The following is an 18,666-nucleotide window of genomic DNA, read 5'->3' on the forward strand; positions in this document are numbered from 1 at the left end:
GATCAACAACTTTCACATTGATCGGTCCACCGTTATAGTCGTATTCTACTTCATCCTTGAATCCGTTGGCAATGATCGCATTCTCTGATGCTGTTGTCAGCTGTAATTCTCTTCCGCCGTTTCCTGTTCCATCCAAACGTGTGATACGTGGAGTTACGCCATATGAAGCAAAATGCATCGTTCCCATTGCCTCCGGTGCAGGATTATGTGGGATCAATTCCAACACCTTCACTTCCCCGATAGCTGCTTTTCTACTGCCAAGGAATGGTTTCTTTTGTCCGTCCAGACCGTTCGGGTCAGTAGGGTCATATTGTTTATAGTTATTATAGGCATAAGATATCGCCATATAATAATAGCGCTTGAAGTTTACCAATTTTCTATCTCCGGAGGAAAACAGGTCTTCAGTAACTCTAAATGTGTGTTTAATTCCCTGATCCTCACCTTTCACTTTCTCCACCGGGAAAGATGCCTGAAGGTTTTCATCAAATTCAAAATTCACAAGTCGTTTTATCCCGTCTTTGATGTCTACCTGAGCAAGCAAACGCGCCTTGGTAGGATCCTCCAAATCAGAAACGCTGACATTGGATTTATTCAGCTGATAAATCATATATCCCTGGAATCGGTAATATTTATCGGCATTCGGAACTGTCGTCACAATAAAAGGATCAAACTCCTGGTAATCTTCATTTTTATTATTGGAAGCCGGACCGTTGGACAAGTAAAGAATCAATTCATTTTTTAATTCCTGCCCGGTCAATTCCGGAGCATGTGGGCCTTCCAGTACACGAAAACAGTTCTCGAACAGGGCCTGAGCTTTGTCATCCGCCAATCGCAAAGACCTCACAGACTCAAAAGGATCACCTCCCACGGATCTCGCCCAAACCATTCCGACCGTAATATTATTAACTGCTCCGGGTTTTAGGATAAATGGTCCGGCAGATTGTAAAAACCGGCGGTCATAAGGTAAATTGTTTGCTGTTTGTTCCGTCCAAACCGGTTGCGGAATTCCGTCCGTTCCCCATCCCAACGGATCAGTATCATCCGGGAACATAAAATCACAGGTCACATTCGGATTAACTGTCGGATCAGAGATATGTCCGTTTCCACCATAGTAAAAGGGAGTATTATCTTTCCATCTTCCTCTTAAAAAATTGTAATAATCCGCAGCATTTGTCGGATCGGTTTGATTCGGATTTGCACCACCTCCCGAATTGACATAGTACAAAAAGCGTCTCATTCCATAGCGCTCATTGTCTACAATTCCATCTCCGTAACCGATTCCGTTCAAGGCTTGCCCGGACCCGATGCCAAAAGCATTATCCACGGAGTCATTATCCTGGTACGGGCCTTCAAAAAAGTCCACTCCGGCAGCCGGCGGATTAGATCCATATCCATAAAAACCTTGATTATCACCATCAACAGCATCGCCGTTATAAAAGTATCCTAACCCGCGACTCACATCACAACCTACATAATCATCGAATGGATCACCGAGAGCACCATCCACAAACACTCCAAAGTAGGTATTGTATAAAGTCTGTGTTCCCCGGTTGATCAGTTCATAATTATAGAAAGTCATGTTGTTGATATCGTCATTGGTAGCAAAGGCAAAAGCCTGTGCCCGGATTTCCATCCCAATAGGTTCTCCACCCGATTCGGTATGAATATTCCCTTTGTCGTTCATTACCCACCACATATTGAAATCTCCGTAAAGAGAAACCCTGCGATCGGTTTTACAATCCTTTGCTCCATTAATATCAAACCAGGGATAATCACCCTCTTCCCATTCGTAATCACCATCCTCATCGCGATCAAAGAACGGAGCCAGATTATAGTCCTGTCCTTTGGAAACATCTCCGTGAGCCGGCCAGTTCTTAATAAACTCCGGAACCTGGTAATTGGGAAAATTAGCGGATTGCAAACTCGTTCCATTCTGCTGGTCCAAAACGCCTGTATTATACCAGGCATCAAATTGCTTCACCAAATCTTTGCTGGAAGTAAAATGATTATCGTATTTCAAACAATCACTCGGATCAATTTCTGCGGTTGTATTTGCAAGCGGACCGGGCCAATAATCCTGTCCCTGGCGATAACGCAGGGCTGCTAATTTCAATTGACCGTTTACATCCGTTCCACCCAGCCAAAGTGCCGAGGTGAAAAAACACATAATTTTTGAGTTTTTAGGAATCTCATATTGAGAGAAATTTTGACCCGGAACCTGCCATAAATTTCCTGCTGTGTGTACCATTGCACGGACATTATTGTACTCCATGTAAGTGGTTTTATTCGCCGGCGCACAATTGGCAGCTTTCGTTTGAACTGGTTTTTTAATCTTTTCCACTCCCTTGTAAGCCTGAGAATAAAGGACTTTTGAACAAATTAAAATACCTATGACCAATAATATTCGCATTTCTTTCATAAATAGTTGCGAGTGAATATACTCAAAATTGCAGCGATATAAAAAAGCACAAGACAAGGAAATTTGCCTTGTCTTGTGCTCTCTAACCGACTATGGGTACTTATGTTATAAAATAGCAGTGACTTCAGAAGGAAACGAAAACTAACTTACCTAAAAAACTAACCTATTATGAAACAACTCCTTCTGAAACGTACTTTGTCTATAAACATCAGATACAAATCGCATTCTGATAAAACAAAAGTAGCTTCAGAACTTATCTAATAAAATACCTAAAAAGGTTGTTTTTGTGTACTTGGGGGAAGTTAGTTCGAATCGCTAAAAGGGGAAATTTGATACTTAATCATGTAAATCGTGCCGATTGCAATATTACTTTAGCCTTCGTTATATTACGAAATCATGATATAACGAAATCATGATTTTGAAATATCAGGATATGAGAAAAGATTAGAGAATAAGATTAAAACCCCGGAGAAACAATCATCGTTTCCAGCAAATCACTTTCTCAAAATCAATCAGCAGCTGGTAGATCGAATTGAACTTATTGAAACTCAATTCTTCGTAAGTGTCATACACATCGTGATAGTGTTTATTCGGTCCCATGGTATACATAAAGAAAGCCGGGACCCCTTTTTGCGTGAAGAAGTAGTGATCTGAATTTGCGGCTGCTCCACGCGAAGCAACTTTCGGCAAGTACTGTTGTTTTTCATTGATCGATTTCAGCACTTCAAATTGTTCCGGGAATAAAGTCGCATTGACAACCGTAACACCTTCTTCACCGCTTCCCATAATATCCAGATTGAATAAAAACTGAATCTCTTTCAACGGAAAGACAGGGTTTTCAGTGTAATATTTACTTCCCAGCAAACCCACTTCTTCACCGGCAAACGCCATGAAAACAATATTCACATTGGAAGGATTCTTCGTGTAATAACGGGCCATCTCCAATAACAGGGCCGTTCCTGAAGCATTATCATTTCCACCCGGGAAATAAGCCTCTTGTCCCATTTGTCCCAAATGATCATAATGCGCACTGAACACAAAGTATTTTTTTGATTTCTTTTTCGCGGGGATATAAGCAATGACATTTCTTGCCTTATGATTTAACATTTTTGCATCCACCTGTATCTGAAAGTACCAGTCGTCCAAAGATGCGTCCAGCGCTCCTGCCTGTACCTGAAGCAAAGGAAAACGATTTTGTTCCTGGCTCACACTCCATGTGAATTTTGTATCCACCAGTTCAATAATCGGCATTGATTCTCCCAAGACCTGGGCTAATTCCTTTGCTTTCTTAAGGGTATCTCCTTTCCACAAACTAAAATGAAAAGCAAATCCCATAGAAACCTTGGATTTGTTCATTGCAGCCTGACTGATAATGTTTTTCAATTTCTTACCGTTGTATAATTCCTCTATAGAAATGCGGTGAACTTTCAAACTGTCAGCATAATATGCGGGACAAGCCGGATCTACCACAAAATCTTTTCCGGGAATAAGCACTTTTCCATCGACAGAGCACAACATTTTGCCGGGAAAGGTATTTACCATGAATTGAAAAGGCTGGAATGCCGAATTCTTAAAAAATTTACATCCCATTTTTTCAAATTCACCTGCAATGAAATTGGCTGCAAGCGAATCTCCCCCATTTACATAACCACGTCCGTGAAAAGCCGGGGAACACAATTTTTCCACGGTCGCGCGACCTTGTTCTACCTGCCCGAAACTCAGAAGCGGTATGAAAATCAGAAGAGAAAGAAATTTATGCATACTTGCGTTCTACTTTTTGAATTAGTTCAATGGCCAATTGGCTTTCTGCATCCCAATGGTATTTGTTTGCATAACTGCTTACCAAAGATCTTGCCTGTTCCTTTGAAGGAATGCTTTCCAATTGTTCAATCAAGTTATTGAATTCTTCATTTGAACCGTTAAATAACTCCTGGATAATTTGTAGACGTTCATTGAATCCGAAAGCGCCTTTTAATGTTTCAAGACGGACAGACATCAATCGCGCAGCCAAAGTTCCGTCATTGGAATTTAATTTCCCGTAGATCGGGTGTAAACCCTGTGTATTTTCAATCGGAGCTGCAAAGGCCGGTTCTGAAACGACAGGTTCTTTTTCTTCTGCTACGTCTTCATGCAGGTGAGCAGGTTCAACAATTTCATCGATTGCTTCTTCTTCCTCCATGGTATCTTCAATCAATTCAAAAGCAATTTCATCTTCTGTTTCCTCCTCTTCGGTATCCATTCCGAATAAATCAAAAGAAGGTTCTTCCTGTTCTTCCGGATGTGATTCCTGTGCTTCAATGATCGGAACGATCTCTTCTTTTACGGCAAGAGGTGCTTCTGAAGGTGATTTTTCTGAAACCGGCGTCCCATAAACCTTTGCTTCATGTGCTTTGTATCGCAAAATAATTGCGCGCTCATTCAATTGATTTGTAGCGGCTGCAAAAGCTTCCAGCTCACCAAGAGTTGCTTCTCCTGATTTAATTTTTGCAAATAAAGCTGCAATTTCTTCGATCAATGCGTGCATTTCCATATTTCCAGTATTTCGAAATTTTTCAACATTTGTCAAAACTTGTAAACCTCCTGTGTTTTAAGACCTGAGAAATACCAATTTTTGCAGTATAAAATTACGATTCGGTATCCGCGTTTTCGTTCCATAAGCGAATAGTTGTTTATATTGGATTGTTGATAACCTTAAAAAATGATGTTTTTAGAGCAAATTCCTTCTGAGGCAAGACAAAACGGATGGATTGAAGTCATTTGCGGATCGATGTTTTCCGGAAAAACGGAAGAGTTGATTCGTCGTTTGAAACGCGTAGAATTTGCCCAACAAAAACTATTGCTTTTTAAACCTGCAATTGATAACCGATACCACGAGGAACAAGTGGTTAGCCATATAGGTTCGTCGCTGGTAGCAATTCCGGTAAACAATTCAGCAGAAATTCTTAAACATTGGAAAAAGGAGCGCATCGTTGCAATTGATGAAGCCCAGTTCTTTGACGCAGGTTTAGTGCAAATCTGTACTGATTTGGCAAAACACGGTGTACGTGTGATCATTGCGGGTTTGGACATGGATTATTTGGGGAAACCCTTTGGTCCTATGCCCGACCTTTTATGCATGGCAGAATATGTTACAAAAGTGCATGCAATTTGCGTTTCATGTGGTAACTTAGCACAGTACTCACATCGAACAACAAAAGACGAAGGGCAGGTATTGGTTGGAGCAGTTGAAAAATACGAACCACTTTGCCGCAGTTGTTACAATAAAATTGAGCATTGAAATTACATTATTCCATTGATTCATGTGCGGAGATTTTTGAAGCAGAAGTTGTAGGCTCCAGCCTGGATATCATTACACATGTTTACTTCGATTCCCGCAAAATTCAACAAGCAAAAGGAGCACTTTTTTTCGCCCTTCCGGGTCATTCGAGATCTGGAAATGAGTTTATTGAATCAGCTTACAAACAAGGTATCCGTTTCTTTGTAATTGCGAAAAATACTTCTGTAAAATTTCAAGCTGATGCCGTTTATTTCAAAGTTCAGGATGTTTTAGGAGCACTTCAGCAACTGGCAAAATATCATCGCAGACAATTCAGTTACCCGGTTGTTGCAATAACCGGAAGTGTGGGAAAAACCACTTTCAAAGAATGGATCTTTCATTGTATTTCGGATAAGTTCAAAGTAGTGCGAAGCCCGAAAAGCTTCAACTCACAGATTGGCGTTGCTTTGTCTCTTCTGGAAATGCATGAAAGCGCTTCTATTGCCTTTATCGAAGCAGGAATTTCGAAATCAGGAGAAATGAAGATTCTCCGGGACATGATTCAGCCCGATTACGGAATTTTCACGGCTTTTGGAAAAGCACACCGGGAAAACTTTGCCAATAATGAAGAACATCTTTTGGAAAAATGGGTACTCTTTCGCGAATGCCGTTTAGCATTTATTCCACACACCTTCGCAGACCTTGAAAATCGTTTACCGATAAATTTCCAGGTTTGTGAGGCCTATGAAAACCATCGTTTTCCTAAAGGATACAGTGGAATGCTGGGTGTTTTAAAAACATTCCTGGCATACCTTCAGTTCGAACCCGAAGAAATCCGGGAACGGATCGATTCACTTCCGACACTTGCTTTGCGCATGGAAGTTTTTGAAGGAATTAACGGAAATACGATCATCAACGATACATATAACCTCGACCTGGATGCTTTAAGCGAAGCATTGATTTATCAACGGCAATTGGCTCCTGAGAAAAAACGGATCGTAGTAATCGGTTTATCGGAAAAACATTCCCACGAACGGCTTGAAATTGAACGTTTGATCTCTTCCTTTGATCCGGATGAATTTCATTTCATTCCCGAAGGAAAATCCATTCCCTGGGAGAATTTTCACCAAGCGGTTGTTTTGGTAAAAGCACACCGCGACCGGGCATTCGAATACGAAGTGGCACGGGGGAAAGCGCTTAAACACCGGACAATTGTGGAGATCAATTTAAGTGCGATCAAACACAATGTTTCCTTTTATCAATCACGCTTGCCAAAAGAAGTGAAGATTCTGGCAATGGTAAAAGCTTCCTCATACGGTTCAGGAGCTGAAAAAATAGCTCCCTATTTACAGCATGCCGGAATTACTCATTTTGGAGTTGCATTTGCGGATGAAGGAGTCGAATTACGAAATGCGGGGATTACCGGTTCGATCGTGGTAATGAATCCGGATCCTGAACACAGTGATCTGATTATTGAACACCAATTGGAACCTGCGATTTATTCTTTCGAACAATTGGATGAATTCATTACTGCTTTGATTCACCGTAAAACTTCCGCTTATCCTATTCATTTGAAATTTGATACGGGAATGCACCGTCTGGGATTTGCTCCTGCCGATAAAGAGCGGGTTTTGGCAATCGTCAATTCGCAACCGGAAGTACGAATCCAGGGAGTCTACTCGCATTTAGCCGATGCTGATAACCCGAATCAGAACACATTTACTCAAAAACAGTTAGCTATTTTCGATTCGATTGTTTCTTACTTCAGAGCGCACACCTCCGATTCATTTTTAGCACATATTCTTAATTCAGAAGGTTCCCTGCGTTATCCCGAATCCTGTTACGATATGATACGCCTGGGAATTTCTATGTACGGTTATACCGAAAACAAAGCCTTAAAACCTTCCTTACAAGCCAGTGTTTCCTGGTATAGTTCTATTTCACAGATCAAAAATGTTCCGAAGGGAGATTTCATTGGTTATGGCTGCTCGTATGAAGCTCCGGAAGACATGACCATCGCAATTGTTCCTGTTGGCTACGCAGACGGTTTCAGACGCAGTTTAAGCAACGGAAAGGGTTCTGTGTTTATCCACGGGATCAAATGTCCGGTAGTGGGAAGGGTCTGCATGGATATGATCATGGTCGACATTAGTTCGGTCACGGCAAAGGTCAACGATCAGGTAGAGATCATTGGAGTCAATCAACCCATGGAAGTTTTTGCGAAAGCGATGGAAACCATTCCTTATGAAGTAATGACCGGCTTATCGAGAAGGATGCACCGGGTGTATGTGGAGGAATAAAAACTGTTTTAAAGTTGCAAGTTCGCGATATTAGGTACAGCTCAGTATCAATGGGGTTTTCAGGAGGTTTTACACTTCATTTTTTATATTGAACAAAGCAACTTCGGCATAGCAAAACAGATACAAGCATTGTTGCAGGAAGCATTATTCTTTCCGGTAAAAAATCGCTTCCACTCTTCGGTTCATTGACATATGTGCTTCCGAATCATCCGGAACCAATTCCATGCTATTGCTGAAACCTGCTGCTGACATCCGCTTCTTATCAATGTTGCTCCGGATCAGGTACTGCATTACCGCTTCAGCCCGTTTTACAGAAAGGGCCATATCGTTATCACAGCAAACATGTCCGTGTAATTTCAGTAAAAGCGTTGTATCCTCCATCATCAACTTTTTCAGCTTTTCCAGATTCGGATAAGATTCGGAAAGAAATTCTGCTTTACCACCTACAAAATTGATGTTCAGATTTAAGGGTTTATTTAGTTCGAAGCTAAGTTTTGTAGTTGAAACATTGTTTTTCCCGTAAATCAACAAATCAACTCTGCGATTTAATTCATCAGGTGCAACCCGAAAACCCGAAAGTTCATTCGCATTGACCGTTTCAACTTTGATCATGCTTAACGAGGAACTTTCCAATACACGTTCCACGGAGCGAATCCTGTTTGCAGCCAATACCTTATTTCTTTTCAATGATCCTGTAGAATCTGTATATCCGATCAACCTGATTGCAGCGATCGATGAGACTTCCATCTTCATCAACTGGGAAACGAGCTTTTCCCTATCCAGGATTTCCGATTGATTATAGTCAAACGAAACTGTAATCGAATCCCTGTGCACTTCATTTTGTGCGAAGCAAAGTGAGAATGTCAGAATAGTAAAAATAAAGAGTAGACTTGATTTCATGTTTAGGTTTTATGTAGAAACGGTCACCAGCAGGTTTTGTTACAATTCCCTTTATTTTTCAATCGCCAGTATTAATTGTTTCCGCCAGCTTCCCCAACGAAAACGCCCGATTTTACCACTTTGGTGAACAACCCGGTGACAAGGAATCAACAATGCAATCGGATTAGCTCCAACAGCAGTGCCAACTGCCCTGGAAAGTGCGGGATCTCCCAAACTCTCGGCAAGAGTTTCATAAGTTGCCAGTTCCGATTTTCCAAGATCCTGGATCTCATTCCAGACACTAAGCTGAAAAGAAGTTGCTTTCACAGATACCGGGATTACCGGAAGATCTTCCGTTTTAACGAAATAATTCATCAGCACCATGTAAGCCAGTTCATTTAATTCTGTTCGTTCTTCCCGGATAGTACTTTTCGGAAAAGCCCGTCTTAAACGGATCGAACCGGTTTCCGTGTCTTCGAAAGTCAATTGGCAAATCCCGGACTCATGACTTGCTATAAAAACAGTTCCCAAAAAATAAGGGAAAATCGAATAGCGAATTTCTTCCGGGGTCTCTTCAATGATCTGAATATCCAGATCAATCTGGGAAAGCGATTCTTCCCGTTCCTCTCCGAAGGAATCGAAAATGGAAAGTTGCGCTTGTGTTTGTTTTATTTGTGCCAGCGACGGAGAAAAAGCATCCTGAACAAAGCGAATAGGATCTTTCCTCAAATATTCCTGGAAAAGGTGTTGTGTTTCCCATTCCCCCAAATCCAATCGTTTGGACAATTCCTCCACAGTAATACCAATTTGCTGAAAATCAATCATCCATTTCAGAGTATTGAACAGCAATTCCATGCGCGGAGCCTGGTATGAGAAATCGGATTCCATTTGAGAAGTGAAAGTTACAAAAATCGCAATTCAATCTTATCACAAAGGTCATTAAAAATGGAAGGCGCAATATTCGGTAATAATGCAGAAAGCCTACCAGAGCGATAAAAACTATGTGCTCTATGTGAACTATGTGGTTTATTTTTAACCACAATAGATACATAGAACACATAGGAGATAATTAATCAGTTTGAATAATGGGACACTTTACCGAGTGTAAAACATAAACCCCGATTAATTGTGCCCACTTTCTTTCTACAATTCAGTTTTACCCAAAGTACCGGATGGTTTCGGTTTCTCTGGTTTTGTAATTCTTCTTGCGATTTCCGGAGTTTTCTTTTCCGGATCCATCATCTCCATCAATTTAAGACCCAATAGTCCGTCCATTGCAGAGCCTCCTGCTTGTCCGTTTCCACCGATCAGGACATCCGGGATCAGCTTGATATTTCCTTTCGATAATTCTTCTGTGATCTTGTAGCGTGTGAAGTTTTCACCACCCAGAGCTTTCACCGCCAATTCATAGGCTTCAGCTGTAGATTTACCAATTGCTAAAATCTTACTCGCTTCCGCAGAACCGGTTTTCGAAATACGTTCAGCTTCTGCGTCTGCTTTCAGTTTCACCGCTTCCGAATCTGCTTTCGCTCTGGCGCGAGTTGACTCCGCTTCAGCAAGTGCACGCATTTTCGTCGCTTCTGCCTCTGCTCCAACGGCCAATTTCACCCCGGATGCATCTCCCTCGGCTTTCTTTACCGTTGCATTTGCCGTTCGTTCTGCGATTTCCACACTTTGCTGCGCTTTTACGATATCCTTTTGCATATCTGCAATGGCAGTTTCCTTTTCCATCCCCTGGCGCGTTTCCTGTGCCTGCTTTTGAGTTTCATAAGTCACTTTTTGCTCTTCTGCCAGCTTTCTATCTGTCAAAGTCTTCATCAACGACTCCGGTGGAACAATGTCACCGATTAAGGTGTCCACCGCATTCACATTGTATTCATCCAATACTTTCTTGATGTGTGCTTTAGCAGATTCCTGTCTTTCCTTACGTGTTGACAAGAATGCAATTACATCGCTATCCTGCGCCGAGTTACGGAAGTAGTTACCGATAGTCGGTTCCAAAACTTGCGAAACCAGGTTCACCATGTTTCCGAAACGTGCAATCACTTTCGGTGCTTCAGTAGTAGGCACGTGTATGATTTGCGAAACATCTAAGTTGAATGGGAAACCATCTTTCGAACGAACGGTAATCGTAGATAAGTTCTTATCCAAGTTATGTGATTCGCTGCGTGCCTGTGCCCAATTCAATACCAGATTTGTCGTTGGAACCAACTCTACCTTCATAGTATATTTATTGATTGGGTATTTACCCGGCCCAAATGGTTCCGACCAAACACCTTTGCTTCCTTTTTCAACGATGTTTCCATGTTTGAAATCAATCCCGGTTAAATCTTTTCCATCACCACCGATGTAAGAAATTACTACACCAACGTATCCAATAGGTATTTCTGTCATTGGAGTTTCTTCCACTTGAACTGCCCATGGATTTAGGTTGTAAGAACCCGCCAAAATAACGGTTGGTTGCAAACCTCTATTCCCATTCAAATCCAGGAATTTATCGAAATCTTGAAAATTGTTGTGCCCTTCAACCACTCGACCAGCAATTTGACCAGCTTCCACCGGTTGACCATCCAAAGTGGTAACAATTCCCACCATGCTTTCCTGAATCCGTACCATGTCTGTTACCGAAATCTGGAAAAGCATTGTATTGACACGGTAAGAACCGGCTGTCATGAAATTTGTTTGACGACCGCGTTGTCCCTGGTTCATCAGGAACATATTTGCATCCTGGAAGTTATCGCATTCCACTTTTCTGCCCAGGATGTTTCCCGTCGGAATTTCAGCTCCATCTTTTGAAAGCACCAATCCGATCTTTCCTTCCGGGATAACTGTAAATTGTTCCATCGTAATCTCGTACTGCCAAACCCACATTCCGAAATACAATCCCGGAGCTAAGGTTTTAGCCTGGAAACCTGCTTCCCCATTTGTTGCAACAATTCGACCGTCCGGAAGTTCTTTATTTGCCCCGAACAACACGAATTTCTTCGTAACTAAGCCAATCCGGTCTTCGGGAACTATCACCATTCCGAATAAGAATCTTAAAATAAATTTGTAGAGTACCAAACAAAGCACCACCACAATTACCCACCAATAGGTTTGTAAAAAATGTACCATAAAGTATAACAATTAAGTAATAGAAAGTTCTATTCAGATAAGAAGCTTAAGGGAGTTGGCGGTTTTCACTATAAGCAGCAATCGAACGATTACATTCACGGAGTAAATGTATAGAATGTGTAATATCTACATCTATTTTTAGAAAGTTTTTATAAACACCGACTATTTATTTGACAAAAAAAAGGCTTCCAATTTCTTGAAAGCCTTTTACTTCGTATTTTATTCTTTAACCGTTCAATGCTTCCGCACCACCCACGATCTCTAAGATTTCGTTTGTAATTGCTGCCTGACGTGCTTTGTTGTAGCTTAACTTCAAACTGCGTTGTAGTTCCTTCGCATTATCCGTTGCTTTGTGCATTGCCGTCATACGAGCACCGTGTTCAGATGCATTTGAATCTAACAATGCTTTGAACAATTGTATTTTCAATGATTTCGGGATCAACTCTTCAACGATCTCTTCTTTTGAAGGTTCGAAGATGTAATCTCCGGCTTGCTTATCATCTTTTTGCTCTGTCGGTACGATCGGCAACAATTGCTCTTCACGCACTAACTGGGAAGCTGCATTGATAAAGCTATTGTAGATCACTACTACTTTATCAAATCTGTTTTCCAAAAATGCTTTCATTGCATAATCCGCAATAACAGAAACCTTTCCGAATGACAATTCAGCAAAGATATCTTCCGAGATTCCGGTACCGGAAATATCGAAGTACATATCTGAACGCTTGAAAGCATCTTTCGCTTTTTTTCCCAAGCAAAGAAGACTCACGTCTGCATTCGAATACTCTTCGGTAATTGCAAGATTCACCCGTTTGATGATGTTGTTATTGAAACCACCACACAATCCGCGATTGGAAGTAATTGCGATAATCAATACCTTTTCAACCGGACGTGAAGCAGCCAATGCATTTTCCGAAATATCCAACGAAGCTGTCAAATTACCCAGGATCTCCTGCAATTTTTCAGCATACGGACGCATTTGAGTAATTGCATCCTGTGCACGCTTTAATTTTGCAGCAGAAACCATCTTCATTGCAGAGGTAATCTGCATCGTAGATCCTACTGAAGTAATTCGATTTCGTATTTCCTTTAAATTAGCCATAGCTCTAATTAAGAATTAGGAATGAAGAATGTAGAGATTTAATCTTGCGTATTTTTAATAATCGCGACTAACAACTTTACAATTTCCTCATTCAATTCAAATATTGTTTTATCAACTGCAGTGATTTCAGAATGAATTAACTCTAACCAATACTTTGTTTCGTCTGCTTCTTTCAATGCAATCCTAAGTTTATGCTTAAAATCTTTCTTGCTTTCTGCACGTTGAGCTTCTCTTATGTTCGCTCCGATACTAGTACCACTTCGAATCAATTGACCACTTAGTTCGTAATGTTTCTGGTCTTTTAAATTTAAACAGAACCGGATTACTAACTGAGCGAAGAGAAAAGACTTGTCCTGAACCACAGAGTTAATTCTTAATTCAGACATGCTCATCTCTTCATTCTTAATTCTACATTCTTAATTCTATTAATATTTCGAAGCGATCTCTTTCGCTACTTTTCCTAAAAGATCCGTGTCAGCATCTTCGTATTTTCCAGCTTTCAAACGAACTAAAACATCCGAATGTTTCGCCTCCAAGAAGTCTAAGTATTCTTTTTCGAATTCTTTTACTCTGCTTACAGGAACGTTTTGCATCAATCCTTTAGTACCAACATAGATAATAGCAATTTGCTTTTCTACCGGGTAAGGATCACCTTCACGCTGTTTCAGGATTTCTAAGTTACGTGCACCTTTGTCCAATACGGATTTAGTGGCTGCATCCAGGTCAGAACCGAATTTAGCAAACGCTTCCAATTCGCGGTATTGTGCCTGATCCAGTTTCAAAGTACCTGCTACTTTCTTCATGGATTTAATTTGCGCGTTACCTCCTACACGAGATACCGAGATACCAACGTTAATTGCAGGACGGATACCGGCGTTGAATAAATCACCTTCCAGGAAGATCTGACCATCCGTAATCGAAATTACGTTTGTAGGAATGTACGCAGAAACGTCACCTGCCTGTGTTTCGATAATTGGAAGAGCTGTTAATGAACCACCACCTTTTACCAATCCTTTGATAGAATCAGGAAGGTCATTCATTTGTTTTGCGATGTTGTCATCAGCAATGATTTTCGCAGCACGCTCCAATAAACGGGAGTGAAGGTAGAAAACGTCACCAGGGTAAGCCTCACGGCCCGGAGGACGACGTAGTAACAAAGAAACCTCACGGTAAGCAACTGCTTGCTTGGAAAGGTCATCAAATACGATCAATGCAGGACGTCCTGAATCACGGAAGAACTCACCAATTGCAGCACCAGTCATTGGAGCATAAAATTGCATTGGAGCCGGATCAGAAGCATTTGCAGCAACGATTACTGTGTAAGCCATTGCACCAGCATCTTCTAATTTCTTAACTATACCTGCAACCGTTGAACCTTTTTGTCCTATTGCTACATAGATACAGAAAACAGGTTCTCCACGGTCATAAAATTCTTTTTGATTGATAATTGCATCGATCGCAACAGTTGTTTTTCCTGTTTGACGGTCACCAATGATCAACTCACGTTGTCCGCGACCAATCGGAATCATTGCATCGATTGCCTTGATACCTGTTTGAAGAGGCTCAGTAACCGGCTGACGGAAGATAACTCCCGGAGCTTTACGCTCGATCGGCATTTCATACAACTGTCCTGAGATAGGTCCTTTACCGTCGATTGGGTTACCGATAGTATCCACAACACGACCAACCATTCCTTCACCAACGTTTACAGAAGCAATGCGGTTTAAGCGTTTTACGGTATCTCCTTCTTTTACTCCGGAAGAGCGACCCAATAATACCACACCTACGTTGTCTTCTTCCAGGTTCAAAGCAATTCCTTGAAGAGCTCCTTCGAACTCAACCAATTCACCGTATTGAACACCTTTCAATCCGTAAACGCGAGCGATACCATCACCGATCTGTAATACTGTACCTACTTCCTGCAATTCAGCTTCCGAACGGAAACCTGCCAATTGCTCTCTTAAAATCGCAGAAACTTCTGCTGGTTTAACATCTGCCATGTTTTTCTTTTTTTATGAGAATTTCAATTTGCTTTTTGCTTTCTCAATTTCTTTATTTTCTCAATGTATCAGCTTGTGAGCTGATCGAAATCGAAAGCTACGCTTTCTCTTCTCTTACCTTGTTAAACGTTGTTTTAACTTATTAATTTGCGATGCTACTGAAGCATCAATTTGAGTATCACCCATACGAACGATAAAACCTCCGATCAAATCTGCATCTATTTTCTCAGTCAACTCTACAGTACCTGTAATGGAAGCCTGAACTTTAGAAACAATTTCCTTTTTTACTTTATCATCCAGTTTTTGAGCACTGATCAATGTTACCGGAACAATTCCCTGATGCGCCTTCAAAAGTACATCAAATGAACTAGCTATTTGTGACAAATATGCCTCACGACCATTTTTCACGATCAAATCCACAAACAAATTCGTTAATTGATCAAACTGATCAAATATTGCATTCAATACAGAAAGCTTTTTGTCTGCTTTTACAACCGGGCTTTGAAGCATCAATTCCAATTCCGGATTTTCAGCACAAACAGTGGCCATGTATTTCATATCTGCCGCCACAGCATCCAGCTTGTTTTGTTCAATCGCAAGATCCAACAAAGCTTGTGCGTAACGGGAAGCTGATTTCGAAATCTTCATTGCTATTGATTAGTTCAAGTTAATATCACCTGCCATTTTCTCTGCCAAAGCCTTTTGCTTCTCATCTGAAGATAATTCTCCGCGAATGATTTTCTCAGCGATTTCCAAAGAGATTGCAGCAACCTGATTTTTCAACTCTGCAATTGCAGCTGTTTTCTCAGTGTTGATTGTTGCACGAGCTGACTCAACGATCTTGTTTGCTTCTGTTTTCGCAGCATTTTTAGCATCCTCGACCATTTTCACAGCTGTTTCTTTAGCATCCTTCACGATTGCATCGCGTTCAGCACGAGCTTCTTTTAATAAATTCTCATTTGCAGCTTGTAACGCATGCATTTCAGCTTTCGTTTTTTCAGCCAATTCCAATGCATCTGAAATTTTTTGCTCACGTGCATTTACAGAAGTCAAGATCGGCTTCCAAATGAACTTCGTCAAAATAACAAGCAATAAAACGAACACTAAGCTCGTCCAAAAAAGTAATCCTAAATCCGGTGTAATTAACCCCATCTTATTTTTGTTTTAATTTTTCAATTGTTGTAAAAAAGGCTTGTTGCAACCAACCGTTACAACAAGCTTTTCTAATTACTTCGCGTTTCCTAGTAGACCAACTACTACACCGAAAAGTGCAACACCTTCGATTAACGCTGCTGCGATAATCATAGCTGTTTGAATTTTTCCAGAAGCTTCAGGTTGGCGAGCGATTGCGTCCATTGCTGAACCACCAATTTTACCAATTCCTAATCCTGCGCCTAAAACTGCAAGACCTGCTCCGATTGCTGCGATACTTCCGTACATGCTATATGTATTTAAAAAATTACTAATTAATGGTGCGCTTCTTCAACAGCTGCACCGATAAACAAAGCCGACAACATTGCAAACAAGAATGCTTGTAAGAATGCTACCAACAACTCTAAAACAGAAATAAACAAGGCCATAGGAACGGACAATCCTCCCCAGGCTGCATTCTGATTAATAAAAATAATCGAGATCAATGCCAATACGATGATGTGACCAGCGGTCATGTTTGCGAACAAACGAACCATCAAGGCGAAAGGTTTTGTCAAGATACCAACTAACTCAATTGGAATCATAATAATTAACAAAGGCTTTGGAACACCTGGCATTGCAAAAATATGCAACCAATAATTCTTGTTTGCTGAAACAAGAGTCACCAGTAAGGTGCAAACTGATAAGAACAAAGTCACAGTAATGTTACCTGTCAAATTCGCTCCTCCCGGAAGGAATGGAACCAAACCAAGTAAGTTATTAATAAAGATGAAGAAGAAGATCGTCAACAAATAAGGAACATATTTTTGATACTTGTGCCCAATATTTGCTTTAGCGATATCATCGCGAACCATTACAATCAACACCTCTAAGTATTTTGCCAATCCTCTTGGAGCAACCGGACCATTCTTTTTGTAGAAACGAGCGACATTACTTAAGATCAGCAATATCAGGATTGCTCCCATAAATAAAGAAAGCACATTTTTTGTAATTGAGAAATCATATGGCTTTACAGCTCCATGTACATGACCATCTTCAAATGACAATTCGCCATTTTCCAATTTATAAACCTCTTCATGATACATGGCATAACCTGCAGCAGGACCAACTCCCTTTACGTATTCCACTTCTCCATTTGTTTTTTTATCCATGGAAACAGCGTGTTCGCCATGGTAAAAATGTTTCGATGAAAAAGTCTTCAATCCACCATCAATTAAAATAACGGGAAGATAGATAGAAACAGCGTCGTGGTGACCACCCCATAAGTGCCATTCGTGCGCATCAGAAACGTGGTGCATAATCATTTCCCCAACGTTAAACTCCTTTTTCTTTTCAGAGCCATGCTCCGAAGCAAATGAAGTTGAAAATATCAGTATTCCTACCAGGAAAGAGAAAAATCGTTTTGCACTGAAAATTAATGACATCGCTTATTTATATTTAGATAAAACCCTAAATTTTGGCGCAAAGGTAGTGAATCTTTCAGAACCACCAAGAAAAAATTGCAAACAAATTCCGCATTCTTGGTAAAGAAAAATCCCTCATCGAAAAAAAATGATTTTCAGGGACTTGTTTTATACTTGGTTAAGGGCTTGTGAGCGGAAATATCTCCCTCAGATTTCGCAGGTTTTGATGTTGTCAACAAATTGAGAAACAGAATGAGGATGAGAACCGCAAAATAGTTTGAGAGGTTCTATTTGTGGTTATAAATTTCATCTCTAACACAAGGAATTCAGGAGAAAAACCTGCTCTTTAAGTTGCAAGTTCGCGATATTAGGTACAGCCCTTTATTCCTGGTGAATCCAGGTGGTTTATATAAGTCTGTTTTCTATGTTTTTCTAACCTTTAGCAACATCCAAACTGCTTGTATAAATAGCATGATCACGAAAAAACTCATAAAATACCAAACAAACTCCTTAAAGGAATCTTTCCAAACGTACTTCACGATCAATACAAAGAAAAGAACCAAAATCATTTGAATCGCCGTACCCAAAATAAAGCGCTGAGCTCTTGACTCGGCTGTTGCTTTAGATCCAGACATCATAATTGCCGTACTCGAAAAGAAAATTGCTAACAAACCAATAATTCCGGCTATGTGATTTTGCGGAATATTCCAATTCCATTTAACTCCTACCAACACCAAATAAACAGCTGCAATTACAAATAATGACGCAAATGCGCCCAATCGTTTACTCATCTTCTTTTTCTTTAGACATATTGATCACTTCCTTGATAATGATGTACATGGAAACTATCACTCCGGTAAGTGTACAAATCAAGGTATACATACTTCCACCCGGATTGAACTTCTTATCCAGCCATACGCCAAGGAAAGCCGTTGCGACTATCGTTCCTGCCATTTGAAAGGCAGCTCCGGTAAATCGAATGTATGGTTTGATCTGTTTTTTAGGCTTGTTTTCCGGTTTTTCTTCCATGATGCTTCTTAT

Annotated in this window: 16 protein-coding genes and 1 pseudogene; 2 read left to right on the plus strand and 15 right to left on the minus strand. The window is 40.6% G+C overall.

Annotated elements, in window-relative coordinates:
• The 3 genes and pseudogenes from K0S23_RS17870 to K0S23_RS17880 all read right to left on the minus strand — a co-directional run.
• Positions 1-2,419: pseudogene (locus K0S23_RS17870) on the minus strand (T9SS C-terminal target domain-containing protein); the annotation flags it as partial.
• 477 nt (positions 2,420-2,896) lie between these two features.
• Positions 2,897-4,180 carry a M20/M25/M40 family metallo-hydrolase gene (locus K0S23_RS17875; RefSeq protein ID WP_300360191.1) on the minus strand — a complete coding sequence of 428 codons (1,284 nt, stop codon included), beginning with the start codon at positions 4,178-4,180 and terminating at the stop codon, positions 2,897-2,899.
• A complete protein-coding gene (locus K0S23_RS17880) occupies positions 4,173-4,949 on the minus strand; it encodes a hypothetical protein (protein ID WP_300360193.1) in 777 nt (258 codons plus the stop codon). Before K0S23_RS17880 ends, K0S23_RS17875 begins: the two co-directional genes overlap by 8 nt.
• A 171-nt stretch (positions 4,950-5,120) precedes the next feature.
• Between K0S23_RS17880 and K0S23_RS17885 the strand changes: the two genes are divergently transcribed.
• A complete protein-coding gene (locus K0S23_RS17885; RefSeq protein WP_300360255.1) occupies positions 5,121-5,696 on the plus strand; it encodes a thymidine kinase in 576 nt (191 codons plus the stop codon).
• A complete protein-coding gene (gene alr / locus K0S23_RS17890; RefSeq protein ID WP_300360195.1) occupies positions 5,693-7,975 on the plus strand; it encodes an alanine racemase in 2,283 nt (760 codons plus the stop codon). The genes K0S23_RS17885 and alr overlap by 4 nt, the downstream gene beginning before the upstream one ends.
• Before the next feature lie 144 nt (positions 7,976-8,119).
• On the opposite strand, the gene K0S23_RS17895 is transcribed toward alr, so the two are convergent.
• From K0S23_RS17895 to K0S23_RS17950, 12 genes are all read right to left on the minus strand, one after another.
• Positions 8,120-8,875, minus strand: coding sequence for an OmpA family protein (locus K0S23_RS17895; protein ID WP_300360197.1), 756 nt, complete (start codon positions 8,873-8,875; stop codon positions 8,120-8,122).
• A 51-nt stretch (positions 8,876-8,926) separates the two neighbouring features.
• On the minus strand, positions 8,927-9,742 hold the full coding sequence (locus K0S23_RS17900) for a methylated-DNA--[protein]-cysteine S-methyltransferase (RefSeq protein WP_300360198.1): 816 nt from the start codon (positions 9,740-9,742) through the stop codon (positions 8,927-8,929).
• A 255-nt stretch (positions 9,743-9,997) separates the two neighbouring features.
• Positions 9,998-11,968 carry an SPFH domain-containing protein gene (locus K0S23_RS17905; RefSeq protein ID WP_300360199.1) on the minus strand — a complete coding sequence of 657 codons (1,971 nt, stop codon included), beginning with the start codon at positions 11,966-11,968 and terminating at the stop codon, positions 9,998-10,000.
• 226 nt (positions 11,969-12,194) lie between these two features.
• Positions 12,195-13,070, minus strand: a complete 876-nt coding sequence (gene atpG, locus K0S23_RS17910) for an ATP synthase F1 subunit gamma (RefSeq protein WP_300360200.1) — start codon at positions 13,068-13,070, stop codon at positions 12,195-12,197.
• Between the two features lie 38 nt (positions 13,071-13,108).
• Positions 13,109-13,456 carry a four helix bundle protein gene (locus tag K0S23_RS17915; protein ID WP_366944326.1) on the minus strand — a complete coding sequence of 116 codons (348 nt, stop codon included), beginning with the start codon at positions 13,454-13,456 and terminating at the stop codon, positions 13,109-13,111.
• Positions 13,457-13,495: 39 nt separating this feature from the next.
• A complete protein-coding gene (gene atpA / locus K0S23_RS17920) occupies positions 13,496-15,070 on the minus strand; it encodes a F0F1 ATP synthase subunit alpha (protein ID WP_300360204.1) in 1,575 nt (524 codons plus the stop codon).
• 114 nt (positions 15,071-15,184) lie between these two features.
• Positions 15,185-15,718, minus strand: coding sequence for an ATP synthase F1 subunit delta (atpH, locus tag K0S23_RS17925; RefSeq protein WP_300360205.1), 534 nt, complete (start codon positions 15,716-15,718; stop codon positions 15,185-15,187).
• 9 nt (positions 15,719-15,727) lie between these two features.
• Positions 15,728-16,222, minus strand: a complete 495-nt coding sequence (locus K0S23_RS17930; protein WP_300360207.1) for a F0F1 ATP synthase subunit B — start codon at positions 16,220-16,222, stop codon at positions 15,728-15,730.
• 75 nt (positions 16,223-16,297) lie between these two features.
• Positions 16,298-16,510, minus strand: a complete 213-nt coding sequence (atpE, locus tag K0S23_RS17935) for an ATP synthase F0 subunit C (protein WP_124747783.1) — start codon at positions 16,508-16,510, stop codon at positions 16,298-16,300.
• 26 nt (positions 16,511-16,536) lie between these two features.
• A complete protein-coding gene (gene atpB, locus K0S23_RS17940) occupies positions 16,537-17,646 on the minus strand; it encodes a F0F1 ATP synthase subunit A (RefSeq protein ID WP_300360208.1) in 1,110 nt (369 codons plus the stop codon).
• Positions 17,647-18,047: 401 nt separating this feature from the next.
• Positions 18,048-18,416, minus strand: coding sequence for a hypothetical protein (locus tag K0S23_RS17945; protein ID WP_300360210.1), 369 nt, complete (start codon positions 18,414-18,416; stop codon positions 18,048-18,050).
• Positions 18,409-18,654, minus strand: coding sequence for an AtpZ/AtpI family protein (locus K0S23_RS17950; RefSeq protein ID WP_300360212.1), 246 nt, complete (start codon positions 18,652-18,654; stop codon positions 18,409-18,411). Before K0S23_RS17950 ends, K0S23_RS17945 begins: the two co-directional genes overlap by 8 nt.
• Between the last annotated feature and the right edge of the window lie 12 nt (positions 18,655-18,666).

The sequence above is a fragment of the Fluviicola sp. genome (assembly GCF_029266855.1).
Taxonomy (GTDB): Bacteria; Bacteroidota; Bacteroidia; order Flavobacteriales_D; family Crocinitomicaceae; genus Fluviicola.